16 protein-coding genes are annotated in these 14,288 nt (G+C 36.4%); 9 read left to right on the top strand and 7 right to left on the bottom strand.

The features are described from left to right. Positions 1–17: 17 nt before the first annotated feature. Genes lptA through BKH40_RS06920 form a run of 6 tightly spaced genes read right to left on the bottom strand, consistent with a single transcriptional unit; the run spans position 18 to position 4,841 of the window. A complete protein-coding gene (gene lptA / locus BKH40_RS06945) occupies positions 18–536 on the bottom strand; it encodes a lipopolysaccharide transport periplasmic protein LptA (protein ID WP_095278123.1) in 519 nt (172 codons plus the stop codon). Then, the gene (gene lptC / locus BKH40_RS06940) at positions 533–1,180 is read right to left on the bottom strand and encodes an LPS export ABC transporter periplasmic protein LptC (RefSeq protein ID WP_095278121.1); all 648 of its coding nucleotides are present in this window, start codon (positions 1,178–1,180) and stop codon (positions 533–535) included. The genes lptA and lptC overlap by 4 nt, the downstream gene beginning before the upstream one ends. 18 nt (positions 1,181–1,198) lie before the next feature. Beyond that, on the bottom strand, positions 1,199–1,762 hold the full coding sequence (locus BKH40_RS06935; protein ID WP_257842534.1) for an HAD hydrolase family protein: 564 nt from the start codon (positions 1,760–1,762) through the stop codon (positions 1,199–1,201). A gap of 8 nt (positions 1,763–1,770) precedes the next feature. Beyond that, positions 1,771–2,358, bottom strand: a complete 588-nt coding sequence (gene hisB, locus BKH40_RS06930; RefSeq protein ID WP_095278120.1) for an imidazoleglycerol-phosphate dehydratase HisB — start codon at positions 2,356–2,358, stop codon at positions 1,771–1,773. Positions 2,359–2,384: 26 nt separating this feature from the next. Then, a complete protein-coding gene (locus BKH40_RS09005; protein ID WP_095278118.1) occupies positions 2,385–3,431 on the bottom strand; it encodes a septal ring lytic transglycosylase RlpA family protein in 1,047 nt (348 codons plus the stop codon). A 3-nt stretch (positions 3,432–3,434) separates the two neighbouring features. Then, positions 3,435–4,841 (bottom strand): lytic transglycosylase domain-containing protein, encoded by a 1,407-nt coding sequence (locus tag BKH40_RS06920; protein ID WP_257842537.1) that lies wholly within the window; start codon positions 4,839–4,841, stop codon positions 3,435–3,437. Between the two features lie 167 nt (positions 4,842–5,008). On the opposite strand from BKH40_RS06920, the gene BKH40_RS06915 reads away from it, so the two are divergent. The 7 genes from BKH40_RS06915 to ribA all read left to right on the top strand — a co-directional run bounded on the left by BKH40_RS06915 (position 5,009) and on the right by ribA (position 10,770). Beyond that, a complete protein-coding gene (locus BKH40_RS06915; protein WP_095278117.1) occupies positions 5,009–5,488 on the top strand; it encodes an RNA pyrophosphohydrolase in 480 nt (159 codons plus the stop codon). Continuing rightward, positions 5,488–6,687 carry an aspartate kinase gene (locus BKH40_RS06910; RefSeq protein ID WP_095278115.1) on the top strand — a complete coding sequence of 400 codons (1,200 nt, stop codon included), beginning with the start codon at positions 5,488–5,490 and terminating at the stop codon, positions 6,685–6,687. The genes BKH40_RS06915 and BKH40_RS06910 overlap by 1 nt, the downstream gene beginning before the upstream one ends. A 6-nt stretch (positions 6,688–6,693) precedes the next feature. Further along, positions 6,694–7,260, top strand: a complete 567-nt coding sequence (locus BKH40_RS06905; RefSeq protein ID WP_095278114.1) for a HobA family DNA replication regulator — start codon at positions 6,694–6,696, stop codon at positions 7,258–7,260. Then, on the top strand, positions 7,226–7,864 hold the full coding sequence (locus BKH40_RS06900) for a DNA polymerase III subunit delta' (protein WP_143428466.1): 639 nt from the start codon (positions 7,226–7,228) through the stop codon (positions 7,862–7,864). Before BKH40_RS06905 ends, BKH40_RS06900 begins: the two co-directional genes overlap by 35 nt. A gap of 21 nt (positions 7,865–7,885) precedes the next feature. Continuing rightward, positions 7,886–9,007 (top strand): dihydropteroate synthase, encoded by a 1,122-nt coding sequence (folP, locus tag BKH40_RS06895; RefSeq protein ID WP_095278111.1) that lies wholly within the window; start codon positions 7,886–7,888, stop codon positions 9,005–9,007. Continuing rightward, positions 9,008–10,036 carry a hypothetical protein gene (locus BKH40_RS06890; protein WP_095278109.1) on the top strand — a complete coding sequence of 343 codons (1,029 nt, stop codon included), beginning with the start codon at positions 9,008–9,010 and terminating at the stop codon, positions 10,034–10,036. 158 nt (positions 10,037–10,194) lie between these two features. After that, the gene (gene ribA / locus BKH40_RS06885) at positions 10,195–10,770 is read left to right on the top strand and encodes a GTP cyclohydrolase II (protein WP_095278108.1); all 576 of its coding nucleotides are present in this window, start codon (positions 10,195–10,197) and stop codon (positions 10,768–10,770) included. A gap of 185 nt (positions 10,771–10,955) precedes the next feature. Here the strand turns inward: ribA and fliI are convergent, their stop codons facing one another. Further along, positions 10,956–12,269, bottom strand: coding sequence for a flagellar protein export ATPase FliI (fliI, locus tag BKH40_RS06880; RefSeq protein ID WP_095278106.1), 1,314 nt, complete (start codon positions 12,267–12,269; stop codon positions 10,956–10,958). Between the two features lie 82 nt (positions 12,270–12,351). Between fliI and tig the strand changes: the two genes are divergently transcribed. Continuing rightward, a complete protein-coding gene (gene tig, locus BKH40_RS06875; protein WP_095278104.1) occupies positions 12,352–13,644 on the top strand; it encodes a trigger factor in 1,293 nt (430 codons plus the stop codon). A gap of 2 nt (positions 13,645–13,646) precedes the next feature. Then, entirely contained in the window at positions 13,647–14,234 is a 588-nt protein-coding gene (gene clpP, locus BKH40_RS06870; protein WP_095278102.1) for an ATP-dependent Clp endopeptidase proteolytic subunit ClpP, read from the top strand. Positions 14,235–14,288: the final 54 nt, after the last annotated feature.

Below are 14,288 nucleotides of genomic sequence, written 5' to 3'. Positions count from 1 at the left end.
TTGGTTAAAGCCTTTAGCTATTTGCCACTATCTTTATCATCTAGCAAAAAGGTCACATGGGCTGGCTGCTTAGAGTTGCCAACGACATTTGCATACTCGCCATTACTATCTAGTACTATTAAGTCACCCTTTACCACATTTGGCTTGTTGACTTCTTTCACAAAAGCATCATCTATTAGCGAATACTCTTTTTTAACTACGTTATATATTAGCTTTTTACTACTTCCTCTAAGCTCTCTTCCATCTTCAGTAAAAGTGTGAAACTTTACATTACCAAAGGCTTCATATCTTAGTGGGCGCCTTTTAGAATCTGTATAGATTTTAACCAAGTCAGCATTCAAAGTATCTTTGCCTTTTTTTATAAAAACATCGCCTTTAACTACAGTTATGTTGTTGATACTAGTAAAAGTCTTAGCAGTGACTTCTATCTTGTCTTCAGGCTTTTTAGTAGTTTTAGTGCTAGTTTTAGACGCACTAGCAGCATAGATCCCTTGAAATAAAGCAAGGCTTAAGAGTAAAGTTATAAATAGTCTCATTTATCCCCATCTTTAGTTTGGCTTATAAAAGCAGTTATGTCTTTAGCTTCTATCGTATTAGTTTTTTTATTATAGATGATATCTATGCCTTTTGAACTATTAAGATTAGATTCTAAGTGAAAGGCCCCTTTGCCTCTAAAGATCTCTTGCCTAGAGTTATAGATACCTTTTTGGCTATAAAAAGTCATATCTTTTTGATTAAGTGCATCTAGCTTTGTGTAGTTTACCCCATCATCAAAGTAGTAAGAATCACCTTTTAAAGTAGCCTTAGGTCCACTAATAATCTCCATGCCAGAATCTTTTTTAGTATCATCTATAGTCTTACGCTTAGCATTAAACCCTACAAACTCATCTCTATCTTTATACTGCATGGCTTTTTGCCCTGTTATATCCATACTAACTTGAGTGGTATCAGCCTCTTTTAGGTTGAAGTTTTGCACTTCCATAAGGGCTGGGTTAGTTTCTACTTTGTGAGTTGGCATCTTACTTGGTCTAAATGTCCAAAATGAACTAAAAGTGATGATTAGCAAAAGTACAAAAAACACTACTATGACATTAAGCCTAGATAAGATTCCATAAAAGGCATTTGTCCTGCCCTCTTTACGTCTTAGTACTAGGTTTTTTTTCTTAGTGTAGTTTTTCATAGCTTAAGGCTTAGGCTTTCAAACATCTTTGCTGTAATTAAAACTAGTTCTAACTTTTAGCAAGTCTTCTATCATCTCTCTTACAGCCCCTTCCCCACCTTTTTTACTAACTACGATGTCAACTTCTTTTACCACGCTCTTATAAGCATCTTTTGGCGCGTAGCTAAGACCTGCTAGCTTGATTATAGGTAAGTCATTTTCATCATCACCCATAATGGCTACATTTTGCGGGGCTAGCTTAAGTTTTTCTATAAGAGTTTGTAAGCACTTAGCCTTGTCACTAACACCAGTATAAACGTACTTTATACCAAGCTCACTAGCCCTAGCCTCACTAGACTTTGACTTCCTACCGCTAATTAAAGCTAGCTCTTTTTTAGCCACCTTTAGCCACTTAACTATGCCAAGCCCATCTTTAACATCAAAAGCCTTCATAGAATCTTGCTTTGTGCCATCAAGATAGTAGATCTTACCATCAGTCAAAGTCCCATCTACATCAAGGACTATAAGCTCTATATTGGCCTTTTTTATCATAAGGTCTTTTTTTGATACATCTTTTTTTAGCTGTCTTTCTTTAGTTGTCATAACCCTTCCTATAAGCATCCCTTAGTGCTTGGCATAAGCACTCTTTCATTAACAGTAACTGCACGTCTTAATGCCACCGCAAAAGCCTTAAAAGTCGCTTCTATGATGTGATGGAGATTCTTACCTCTTTTTAATACTAGATGCACACTAAGGCCTGAGTTCATACTAACTGCACGAAAAAACTCTTCTACTAACTCAACATCAAAACTGCCCACTTTTCCAAAAAAGCCATTTTCTGCAGCCTTCATATCAAAAAGTAAAAAAGCTCTATTACTCACATCTAAGTCACACTCAACACAAGCTTCATCCATAACAACAGCAGCGTTACCATATCTTTCTATCTTGCCTACTGGAAAAAGCTCATCATGAAGTGCTTTACCTAAAACTATACCTATATCCTCAGTGCTATGATGATAATCTATATGTGTATCACCTTTGCACTTTAAGCTTAAATCCATCAAAGAGTGTTTGCTTAAGGCCTCTAGCATATGATCTAAAAACCCAACATCACTTTTTATGTCTGCTTGCCCACTGCCATAAACTTCTAAGCTTAGCTCTATGTTTGTTTCTTTTGTGATTCTAGAAATGCTAGTCATGTTTTGCCTTTTTTTGTAAGTATAAGCTACTCTGCGATTATTACACCTTTGATTGAATGTGAGTTCATAAAGTCTTGTGCTTCACCTTCAGACTTAAAGCCCTTTACTAAAACCCTGTACTTATTAGAGATGCTAGAGACTTCAACCTTATAGTTTTTAGTTTTAGCCTCTAAAGACTGTTTTAAAAAGCTAGCACCTTCTTTTTTACTAAAAGTTCCTACTTGAACAGCGTAGTTTAAAGGAGTAGCACTATTTTGTAACCCACCAACTTTAATAGAAGAATCTAAACGCCCTTGCTGCGTTGGACTAAGTGAGTTCTCTTTCTGCTTGGCTATCATGCCACCAAAGCCTATAACTTCTAATCTTACATTAGCCGTGCCTTTATCTACCATAGCTATATCTCTTGCTGCTACGTTTGAAAGATCTATTATCCTGCCATCTACAAAGGGACCTCTATCATTAATCCTAACTACTGTTACTTTGCCATTATCTTTATTAAAAACTTTTACAACCGTATTCATAGGAAGCGTTTTAGAGGCGGCTGTGTGGGCGTACATATTATACGTTTCGCCATTAGAAGTCGCCTTTTCATGAAAAGTTGGCCCATACCAACTAGCTATACCATCATAGGTGTCTCCAACTCTTGTTTGCGTTGGATAGTAGGTCTTTCCAGCTATGGTATAAGGTCTCATAGTAGCCCTTTGTATAGCCGCACTCTCTCTCATACCACCATATAAAGAATCTTCATCACTACTCCCAAAGCCACCACCAAAGCTTTCATAAGGAGTAGTGCCATTACCCGGAGTTAGCATATAAGTACTGCCACCACCTCTTCTAAGTGAGTAAGCATCTGGTTCAACTAGTGAGGCTACAAAGCCCTCTCCTGCAGAGTTATAACTCCTAGCTATGGAGTTTTTAGTAGGGCCACTTGAGTTATACTCTTGTAATCCTTCATAGCCTTTAAAACTACCTATACCACCAGCATATCTACTCTCACTAGCACAAGCTATAAAAAAGATTCCGACAAGAAGGGCAAAACTTAGACTCTTAAAAGAAGCAAATCTTAGGCGCATAACCTAAAATCCCCGTTTGTAAGCCTTGTTATCTAAAGCTAATTTTTCATATTTGGATTTAACAACTGGTAGTATAAGTTTTTGGTTGATACTTAAAAAAGAGCTATTTAGAGAGTTGGCATCTTTTATCTCTCTAATGGATATATTGTACTTTTTGGCTATAGAGCTTAAAGTATCACCCTCTTTTACAGTGTGTACATAATAACCCTGCCCTCTAATGTTAGTCTTTGTAGTAGCCCTAGCTTCAGTTTTTTTATCATTAGCTGCTAGTCTTTGGTACTTATACTTATCTATTGGAAGGATTAACTTTTGGTTGATACTTAAAAATGCACTTTTAAGGCCATTAGCATCTTTTATCTCACTTACTGATATATGATACTTTTTAGCTATAGAGCTTAGTGTATCTCCTGCTTTTACGGTGTGGGCTAAAAAGACTGAGTTTTTATTACTATCTTTAAAGTTTTGTTTGAAATAGCTTAGCTTTTCATAAGGTAGATAAACACTATATCTTATCCTGCCTAGTGGGACATAGTTTTCTTTAAAGTGGGAGTTGTACTTCTTAAGCGCACTTAAACTCATATCAGCAGACCTTGCTATCTTACTTAAACTAGTACCCGGCGAAACATGCACAGTTACTATGCTGTCATTAGCGCCCATATTCAAAAGGTAGGTTTTGTTTTCCTGATTAAGATTATTAACATCATTAAATGCCAAAGACATAGCTAGAATCTTTCTTATATAGTTTCTAGTTTCTAGTGGGATGTACTGCTTATGCTTATCTAGTAAAACTTCTAAGTCATCAGTCCCCGCAGCTTTTATACCTTTTTGCAAGCGTCCAAGACCACAGTTATAAGCAATGGCGGCAAGATACCACTTACCAGTTGACTTATACAAAAAGCGAAGATACTTTATAGCAGCCTCAGTGCTTTTTATAGGGTCGCGCCTTTCATCTACTTGAGAGTTTATAACTAAGCCTAGCTCCCTTGCAGTAGTTGGCATCAACTGCCATATACCAGCAGCCTTTTTAGAGCTATAAGCCTTAGACTTAAACTCACTTTCTGCCATCGCTAGGAATAAGAACTCTTGAGGCACGTTAGCATCACTTAGCATCTTTCTTAGAGTTGAAACTATATGCTTGCCATTTTCATACTGACTTAGAAGGTAGACCCATCTTCTTGTGTCTATGTTTATAAGGTTGTCATTAGATTTTAAGGAGGCTAAAAACTCAGACTTAACGCTTAGGGAGTTAAGTAGTGAAGCGTTGTATTGATTGATAGTTTGTGGGTTAAAGCGATGTATATCTGGGTAGGAATCTTGCCCGCCCATATCTACAAACAAACCATCACCATCAACTCTAGAATCCTGACTAAGACCTGTAGCAAAACCTAAAGTTGTACTTAAAAATAACATGCTCACGCACAAAAGTGCCTTATAATTTGTCTTCACTTTATTAAGTTCCAATACATTTCATACTTTTTATGCCTCTTGATCTAAGATAAACATAAAAGCCATTTCTTTAAAAAGTCATTATACTAAAATGATATTATTTTAAATCTTAAATTTTACAAGGTAGTGGCATGGAAGAAAAAATATACCGACCAAACGTAGCAGCCATAATACTATCTTGCAACTATCCTAGAATATGTGAGTTTTTTTTAGCTGAAAGATGCGATTTAAAGGGTGTATGGCAGTTTCCTCAAGGTGGCATAGATAGTGGAGAAAGCCCAAAAGAGGCACTTTTTAGAGAGCTAAAAGAAGAAATAGGAACTTGCAATATAGAAGTGCTTGCAGAGCACCCAGAATGGGTACAATATGACTTTCCAAAAGACATAGCAAGAAAAATGGTGACAGATAAGGGCTATCCTTTTGATGGGCAGATACAAAAGTACTTTTTGGTTAGATTAAAAGATAACTTTATTAACATAAATACTCCAGAGCCGGAGTTTTGTAATTATGAGTTTGTCAGTTTTCCTATTATGATGTCTAGGATTAACCATTTCAAAAAGCAAGCTTACAAACAAGTCTTGACTTACTTTAAAAAAGGTGGATACATTTAATGCTTATCGTTCAAAAATACGGCGGCACTAGCGTTATGAACTGCGACAGAATCCAAAACGTCGCAAATAAAGTTGCAAAGTGTGCACAAAAAGGCAACTCTTTGGTAGTAGTAGTCTCTGCTATGAGTGGGGTTACAGATGAGATCTTAGGCTATGGCCACCACTTTACACCTCTTCCTAATGAAAGGGAGATGGACATGGCACTAAGTAGTGGTGAGAGGATAACTGCTGCCCTTTTAAGCATAGCTTTAAACAACATGGGCTTAAAAGCAAAAAGCCTAAGTGGTAGAAAAGCTGGCATAAAAACAGATAGCGTACACACAAAAGCACGTATAAAATACATAGATACAACCTATATGAGAAAGCTTTTAAGCGAGGGCTATATAGTAGTAGCTGCAGGATTCCAAGGGGTGGATGAAAATGGTGAAGTAACCACTTTAGGACGTGGTGGAAGTGATCTAAGTGCAGTGGCGATTGCCGGGGCACTTGGGGCTGATACTTGTGAGATCTACTCTGATGTAGATGGGGTTTATACAACTGACCCTAGGATAGAATCTAAAGCTAAAAAGATAGAAAAGATTAGCTATGATGAAATGCTTGAGCTTGCTAGTATGGGCGCAAAAGTCTTGCTAAACCGCTCAGTTGAACTAGCTAAAAAATGGAATGTAAAACTTTATGCTAAATCAAGCTTTAGTGAAGATGTAGGCACACTAATAACAGGAGAAGATAACATTATGGAAAAGCCAATAGTAAGTGGTATAGCACTAAACAAAAACCAAGCAAGGGTTAGTTTATATGGAGTGAGTGACACACCGGGCATAGCAAGTCATCTTTTTAACACCCTAGCAAATGCAAACATAAATGTAGATATGATAGTTCAAACTGTAGGAAGAGATGGTAAAACCAACCTTGACTTTACTGTCCCAAAAGATGAGTTAGAAAAAGCTAAACTTTGCCTTGCTACTTACAAAGATGCAACTTTAGAGTTTGACACAGAAGTAGCCATAGTATCTATAGTAGGTGTTGGTATGAAAAGTCACTCAGGAGTAGCCGCAAAGGCTTTTAAAGCCCTAGCAGATGAAAACATAAACATCATGATGATAAGCACTAGTGAGATAAAAGTCTCAGTACTTGTAGATATCAAGTACGCTGAACTAAGCGTTAGAATCTTACACAGCATATATGAGCTAGATAAGTAGTTATACATGGATAGCATTAATGACTGGATTCTAAGTGCTATTAGGAATCAAGTACAAGCCATAGGCACGCAGTCTGGCTGGCTGGAGATGGAAAGGATAGGCTTCACTCAAGGTTTGCAAAGGACTATAAAGCATATCATGAGTGGTGGAACCTTGCTGCTTTGTACTGATGATAGCTTGAAGTGGTTTTATGAATACATATTAGATAGGATTAATACTGCTTATAACGATAGACCTTTTATACCAATCTATGGGCTTGATAGCTCTATTACTAAGCTAATTAGCACTAGGGATTCTAAAGGTAGAAAAGATAATGATGATGTCTATGACTTGCTAGATATGAGCTATACAAAATATGCTTTTTGGTATATAGGTAATGCTAAAAATCCCAATGCAAACTTTGCGTTAAATAAAGAAAATGGCCTCTTTTGGATACTAGATGAAAAGTACGAGTTTGCTTTTACGCTTGATTCTAAAGATGAGTTTTTAGACTTTAAGCTTTTGCAGATGTTTGATTTATTTCACAAAGCACTTTTTGGTGCTATCTTTTCTAACTTTAACTTCAATGATTAAGCCATATAACTTTTCAACCATCATCCTAGCCCAAGACTTAGAAGAGCAAAAACTTCTACTTAGTGAGAGTATAGAATCTGAATTTTTAAGCATCTATGAAGTAGAAGAGTTAAAAATAGATGATGCACATAACATCATAGAAGAGGCTTATATAGCAGCTAGCCATACTAAATACATTGCCATCTTTGCTTATAGTTTTAATATCTTTGCACAAAACGCCTTGCTTAAGATTCTAGAAGAGCCCCCAGCTAATATCATCTTTTTAATCTTTACTAACTCAAGAAGTGCACTTTTAAGCACGGTTTGCTCAAGGATGCAGATAGTTGACCTAAGGCAAAAAAGAGAGTTAAACACATTGCCCATAGATGTAAAAACCATCAATATAAAAAAAATATATACTCTAATAAAAGAGATAGAATCTAACCCACAAAGCCAGCAAAATAGCAAGGAGATGTTAACTGACTTGCTTTTTACTATCTCTGCACAAAAAAAGCTTGATAGCTTAGAGCTAGAGCTTTTTAGAAATGCAAGTCACGCATTAAACTCAAAACTTGCCCCACACCTTGCCTTTGTGGCACTGCTTTTAAATCTATGTAGATATTAAGCTAGTAATTATGGAGGATTTATGTATATAAAAATGGTAGAAAACTTACATCGCGAGCTAGTAGAGCTTGGGCCTGATTTAAGTGGACTTCATATAATGGATGATAAGACTGAGATTTTAGGCTTTAAGATAGAAAAGCTAAAAACTCCAGCCATGCACATCATAAAGCAAAACGCCTTAAGCCTTGGCGCTGAGCTTGCCACCCCAAAAGATGCCATAACTAGTGCCAAAACTCACTATGACTGCTTGCTTCTTGGCACACCAAAGCAGCTAAAACTACTTATAAAAGCACTTAATCGCCAGCCTTTTGGACTTAAAAGAGTAGCTGATACCTTAAAAGAGTTCTTAAAGTCTTATAAAAGCGAAGGCATAAGGCTAATGAGCATAGTAAATATCACTTCTGATAGCTTTTATGTAAGCCACTGTGATTCTAAAAGTGCTATAGAGGCCATACATAAAGACATAGAACTAGGTGCTGATATCATAGATATAGGTGCTGCATCAAGCAGGCCTAATGCCAAGATTATAGATGCTGAGACTGAGTGTGCACGCTTAAAAGATATCTTTAAAGCGATCAAGGCTTTAAAAAACGAAGCTGTAACTTTTAGTATAGATACCTATAACGCAGCCACTGCAAAAGAGGCATTAAAACATGGCTTTGAGATGGTTAATGACGTAAGTGGGCTAGTAAGAGATGACATGCTACCACTTGTAAAAGACTGTGACTATATCTTAATGCACACTCGTGGTACTCCAGAGACTATGACCTCACTTACAAACTATGAGAATCTTTTCTTAGAACTAGACTTATTTTTTGCAACTAAGCTAGAGCTTTTAGAAAGACATAGATGTAAAAACATCATCTTAGATGTAGGTATAGGCTTTGCAAAAGACACTGAAGAAAATCTAGAGCTTTTAAAAAACCTTAGACACTTTAAGCACTTTGGCAAAGAGCTTTTAATAGGGGCTAGTTTTAAGCGCTTCCTAGGAGAGATAACTGAAAGTAAGCTAGAAGATAGAGGTCTAGCTTCAGCACTAACTCACTTTTATGCCTTGCAAAATGGGGCTAATATCTTAAGGGTGCATGACTTAAAAGCCCACATCGAGATGTTAAAGCTATATAAGGCTTTTAAGGAACTCTAAATGGCAGAAGCTAATAACAACTCTATAGAAGATGAAAAAAGCCTTATAAAGCCAGCCATCCCAGATGACTTCACTATGAGAGAGTATATTAAAGCCCATGGGGGCGATTACTCTAAAACTGATAGCGAAGACTTAGTTAAAGACTATGAAGACTTAGTTAAAGAAAACCTCAGCTACTACTTTGACTTAATAAAAGATGATGACATCTTGCAAACTTCAAATATATTCTTAGAGCATAAAATCTTACAAAACGACCTTGCAAGCGTAAAAACTGTATCTGATTTATATGATGTTATACATAAGCACCTTAAGTTTTACTCACCAAGTGATCTAGCCTCTTTTATACATGAAGTAAACTTGCCAATCTCAAGCAAGCAACTTCTTAGGATAATAAACATCATGCACGCCATGCTTCAAGATGAGCTTTTAGATTCCATAGCTTTGGAGTTAAAAGACTTGCCAAAAGAAGAAGAAGAAACATTAATACACCACTATGAAGGCATAAGAGAAGACGTCATGGCACTAGAATCTGCTTGCCGCAAGCTTTCTTCTGCTAAAACTTTGGAGTATGTAAAAGACCTAACTACTATAAAGCTTGACATCATGCAGCACTACCTCCCAGCAGATATGGAAGATGAGTATAAACCCTACTACGATAACACCAAAGAGAAAAAAGACGTTATAAATAAAATCTTACAAATAAGTAAGATTTATAGCAAAGCCCAGCTTTTTGATATGAACATAAAACAGCTAGTTGATATTAAAAACACCATAGTTGAACAAAACAGGCTTACAGAAAAACAAAGAAAAAGCTATAAAAAGTACATTGAAGTCTTTGAAGATACAGCAAACTTAAGCGAAGAAGTTTTTAATGAAAATGTTAGAAATGCCCTTGAAGCCCTAAGTAATGAACAAATGTCTGAACTCCTCTTATACTTTAACACGCGTAATCACTTCATACTTAATAAGCTTAATACAGCCATCCAAGAAGCCAAAAGGAAAAATGGAAGAAGAAATCGTTTTGAGTAGTCTTGCTTAGCCCTACAAACTACTTTTATTTTAAGAAAGCTATATAAGCTTTTGCATTATATAGATAGTTTTGAAAATCAATTTGATTATTATCTTAGTATTTGTTATCTACTTTAGCTAAACTTACTGGCTGAATTACCCTTATGGAGGTTGTGAAAATGAAGTTTGAAGTTTCAAATGCTGCTAGGCTACCTACTCGTTTTGGCCTATTTACTACTGTAGCTTTTAAAGAGTACCTTGATGATAAGATATTAGAACACCTTGTAGTCTTTACTGACCCACTCCCTAAAGTACCTCTAGTTAGAGTGCACTCTGAGTGCTTAACTGGCGATGTTTTTGGCTCTATGAAGTGTGACTGTGGCCCTGAGCTTGCTTTGGCTATGGAACAGATTAAAGAAGCTGGGGGTATGCTTATATATCTAAGGCAAGAAGGAAGAGGTATAGGTCTTTTCAATAAGATTAATGCTTACTGTTTGCAAGATAAGGGCTATGACACAGTTGAGGCTAATGAGGCCTTAGGCTTTGCAAAAGACGCTAGAGAGTACAGCATAGTTGGAGAGATATTTAAGCATTTTAATATTGAAGAGATAAAGCTTTTAACTAATAACCCAAGGAAGGTAGATGAGATGGGTAAATACGCAAAAGTACAAAGAGAAAGCATCATCATTAAGCCTAATGAGTATAATGAAAAGTATCTCCAAGATAAGAAGAAAAAACTAGGCCATATGCTTTAAACCTAGCAAGCTATCACTAATTGCAAGTCTTTGAAGTTAGTGATAATAAGAATCTTGTAATCTAGTACTAGAAGATATCTACATCCATGTAGCAGTCTTGCATTACCCCTGTTGATGCTTCTATCACACTCATTTAACTTGCAAAACAAGACAAGAGGCTTTATAGCCCATTTAGATAGGTTTAACTACGTGTTTGAAAAGCAAAGTTCTATTAGTGTTTTTACGCACTCTTCATACTCAGACTTCTCGTTTTCATCTTGCTTTAAAAAGTCTTCTATATCCTGCTTTTTATCTATGGCTTCATCTAGGTCTTTATCATTGCCCTTTTGATAGCTTCCTATGCGTATTAAGACTTCATTTTCTTTTAACAAAGCTTGCATCTTTCTAAACTTAATGGCAGCTTTTTTGTGCTCTGGAGTTATTATGTCATTCATAAGTCTTGAAGCACTACTTAAGATGTTAATTGGCGGGTAGATTCCAAAGTCAGTTAGATTCCTATCTAGCATGATGTGACCATCTAGTATGCTTCTACTTTGGTCAGCTATAGGGTCATTTAAGTCATCTCCTTCAACTAGCACTGTAAAAAATGCAGTAATACTCCCCTTACCTTCTTCCTTACCAGCCCTTTCCATAAGCTGAGGCAAAAGGCTTAAAGTACTTGGCGGATAGCCTTTAGAAGTTGGAGGCTCGCCAAGTGCAAGGCCAATCTCTCGCTGTGCCATGGCAAAGCGAGTAACTGAGTCCATGATAAATAGTACGTCTTTATTTTGCGACTTAAAAAACTCAGCCACTGCCATAGCAGAAAAAGCACCATACTTTCTCATCAAAGGACTATCATCACTAGTTGCTACTATAAGCACGGTATTTTCAAGATTCCCATTTAAGTTTTTTTCTATGAACTCTGGTACCTCGCGCCCTCTTTCGCCAATTAAAGCTATAACTTTTATAGGCGCCTTGCTTCCTTTAACTATCATGCCCATTAGAGTTGACTTCCCTACTCCACTTCCAGCAAAGATCCCCATCTTTTGCCCTTTTCCACAAGTAAGCAAGGCATCTATACTTCTAACTCCAACGCTAAAGACTTCATCTATAAGGCCTCTTTTTAAAGCAGAAATAGGCTGACTAATGATTGGCACATGGGCGTCTATCTTAATATCCCCTAAGTTATCAAGAGGCTTTCCTAGTGGGTTTATAACGCGTCCTAAGAGGCCATCTCCTACTGGCATGTTAAGCCCTTCTTTATGTATCATTATCTTATCACCACTTTTAAAGCCCTCAGTAAAACCAAAAGGCGAGATGATAAAAGTCTCTCTCTGAGTTGATATAACTATACCTTCACTACTGCTTCCATCGCTTTTTAAAAGCTTTACTACATCCCCTACTGATGGGCTTAAGCCACTAGCTTTTATGATGTTTGTTTCAACCGCTTCTATGATTCCATATTGTGGAGAAAGATTGATATTTTGGGAAAGCTTCATTTTAAGATTGTGTAATGACATTATGTGCTCTTAACTTAACTTTTAGGATATGTTTTTTTGGTTATAATGCAAGATTACTTAACAACTTCTTAAGGGAACGCTAATGACTACAAATAGAGTAAATGAAGCTAATGCAACTGCAGAGGGACAAATACCAAAGCTTGCGTTAGATGAAAAGATTAATTCTCTAGCTACAAAATATGCAAAGACTATAAAAATGCACGGTTTTAGACCGGGCAAAGTGCCAGTTAGTTTGGTGAAAAAAGAGTATAAAGATAAGCTTGAATCTGAAGCTAAGCAAGAGCTTTTAAATAAGTTTTATGATGATGCTTTAAAAGAGCTAAAAGTAGAAGTAAAAGATGCACTTGGGCAGCCAGCTATAACTAAGTTTGAAGAAAAAGATGGCAACATAGATGTTTCTTTGAAAATAGGACTTTATCCTAAGTTTGATCTAGCCAACCTAGAAGAGTGTGTGCCTAGCTTTGAAGCACCAGTTATAACTGATGAAGCAGTTGAAGAAAGACTGCAAAACCTTGCTAAAGCACAAGCAAACTTAGTGGAATCTAAAAAAGACACTTTGGAAAATGGACTAATAGCAGATATAAGCTTTAAAGGTTTTATAGATGGCAAAGAGTTTGAAGGCGGTAGTGCTGAAAACTTTGCTTTAGAAATAGATTCTAAGCAGTTTATACCGGGCTTTGAAGAAGCACTAGTAGGCATGAAAGTAGGTGAGACTAAAGATGTAGATATCACTTTTCCAAGTGACTATGCAGCAGAGCATCTAGCTGGCAAACCTGTAACTTTTAAAGTAACACTAAATGCCATAAAAGAAAGAGAACAAGTTGCTATAGATGACGCCCTAGCTAAAAAGATCTTAGGCGAAGAAGCTAATCTAGCCTTGCTAAAAGAAAAGACTAAAGAAGAGCTTTTCAAAGAAGCTAAGCAAAAACTTTATAATGATGACTTAAAGCAAGAAGTGCTAAAGAACATGGCTGAAAAGTTCACTTTTGACCTACCAGAAAACATCATAGAGCAAGAGATGAATGTACTTTTTAATAACGAAGTAAGAAGCCTAAGCAAAGAAGATATAGATAAGCTAAGTAGTGATCAAGAAAAGGTAAAAGAAAAGTTTGAATCTTTTAGAGAAGCTGCTGCTTTAAGTGTGAAAGTTACTTTTATCATAGATAAGATAGCAAGAGAGAAAAAAGTCGTAGTAAAAGATGATGAAGTTATGCAAGCAGTGTATTATGAAGCTTTAGTTTCACAGCAAAACCCTCAAGAAGTACTAAACTACTACAAAGAAAACAACCTTTTCCCAGCAGTTAAAATGGCCATGATAGAAGATAGGATAATCACTAATCTTTTAGATTCCAAGCTAGATACTAGCAAGAAGTAAACATGAACTACATACCTTACGTCATAGAAAAAACAGGCAGAGGTGAGCGAAGCTATGACATCTACTCACGTCTTTTAAAAGATAGAGTAGTTATGCTAAGTGGTGAGATAGAAGATAACATGGCAAGTAGTATAGTAGCCCAGTTATTATTTTTAGAAAGCGAAGATGCCACTAAAGATATATTTTTATATATAAACTCGCCCGGTGGCAGTGTAACTAGTGGCTTTAGTATCTATGACACTATGAACTATATAAAGCCAGATATCTGTACTATCTGCATAGGGCAGGCTGCTTCTATGGGCGCTTTCCTTTTAAGCTGTGGAGCAAAAGGTAAAAGATACTCCCTTCCAACCTCACGTATTATGATACATCAACCTCTTGGTGGGGCTAAAGGTCAAGCAAGCGATATAGAAATCCAAGCTAAAGAAATTGGCAGGATGAAAACTTTGATAAATGAAATCCTTGCTAAAAACACAGGACAAAGCATCAAAAAGATAATCCAAGACTGTGATAGAGACTTTTTCATGGACGCTGAAGAAGCTACAAAGTATGGTCTTATAGACAAAGTCATATCAAAAAGCTTAAAATAAACTAACTTTTGTGATCTTTTTATAAAGATCACCCCTTCTTTTTCAACTCTTAAA

It is taken from the genome of Helicobacter sp. 11S02629-2 (assembly GCF_002272875.1).
GTDB lineage: Bacteria > Campylobacterota > Campylobacteria > Campylobacterales > Helicobacteraceae > Helicobacter_I.
The sequence above is the reverse complement of the archived record's forward strand: the minus strand, read 5'-3'. Positions and strand labels throughout refer to the sequence as shown.

Coding starts and splice junctions, on each gene's coding strand:
- lptA (WP_095278123.1), bottom strand. CDS start 536: ATGAGACTATTTATAACTTTACTCTTAAGCCTTGCTTTATTTCAAGGG.
- BKH40_RS06910 (WP_095278115.1), top strand. CDS start 5,488: ATGCTTATCGTTCAAAAATACGGCGGCACTAGCGTTATGAACTGCGAC.
- BKH40_RS09005 (WP_095278118.1), bottom strand. CDS start 3,431: ATGCGCCTAAGATTTGCTTCTTTTAAGAGTCTAAGTTTTGCCCTTCTT.
- lptC (WP_095278121.1), bottom strand. CDS start 1,180: ATGAAAAACTACACTAAGAAAAAAAACCTAGTACTAAGACGTAAAGAG.
- BKH40_RS06905 (WP_095278114.1), top strand. CDS start 6,694: ATGGATAGCATTAATGACTGGATTCTAAGTGCTATTAGGAATCAAGTA.
- BKH40_RS06920 (WP_257842537.1), bottom strand. CDS start 4,841: ATGTTATTTTTAAGTACAACTTTAGGTTTTGCTACAGGTCTTAGTCAG.
- folP (WP_095278111.1), top strand. CDS start 7,886: ATGTATATAAAAATGGTAGAAAACTTACATCGCGAGCTAGTAGAGCTT.
- BKH40_RS06890 (WP_095278109.1), top strand. CDS start 9,008: ATGGCAGAAGCTAATAACAACTCTATAGAAGATGAAAAAAGCCTTATA.
- ribA (WP_095278108.1), top strand. CDS start 10,195: ATGAAGTTTGAAGTTTCAAATGCTGCTAGGCTACCTACTCGTTTTGGC.
- BKH40_RS06915 (WP_095278117.1), top strand. CDS start 5,009: ATGGAAGAAAAAATATACCGACCAAACGTAGCAGCCATAATACTATCT.
- clpP (WP_095278102.1), top strand. CDS start 13,647: ATGAACTACATACCTTACGTCATAGAAAAAACAGGCAGAGGTGAGCGA.
- tig (WP_095278104.1), top strand. CDS start 12,352: ATGACTACAAATAGAGTAAATGAAGCTAATGCAACTGCAGAGGGACAA.
- fliI (WP_095278106.1), bottom strand. CDS start 12,269: ATGTCATTACACAATCTTAAAATGAAGCTTTCCCAAAATATCAATCTT.
- hisB (WP_095278120.1), bottom strand. CDS start 2,358: ATGACTAGCATTTCTAGAATCACAAAAGAAACAAACATAGAGCTAAGC.
- BKH40_RS06935 (WP_257842534.1), bottom strand. CDS start 1,762: ATGACAACTAAAGAAAGACAGCTAAAAAAAGATGTATCAAAAAAAGAC.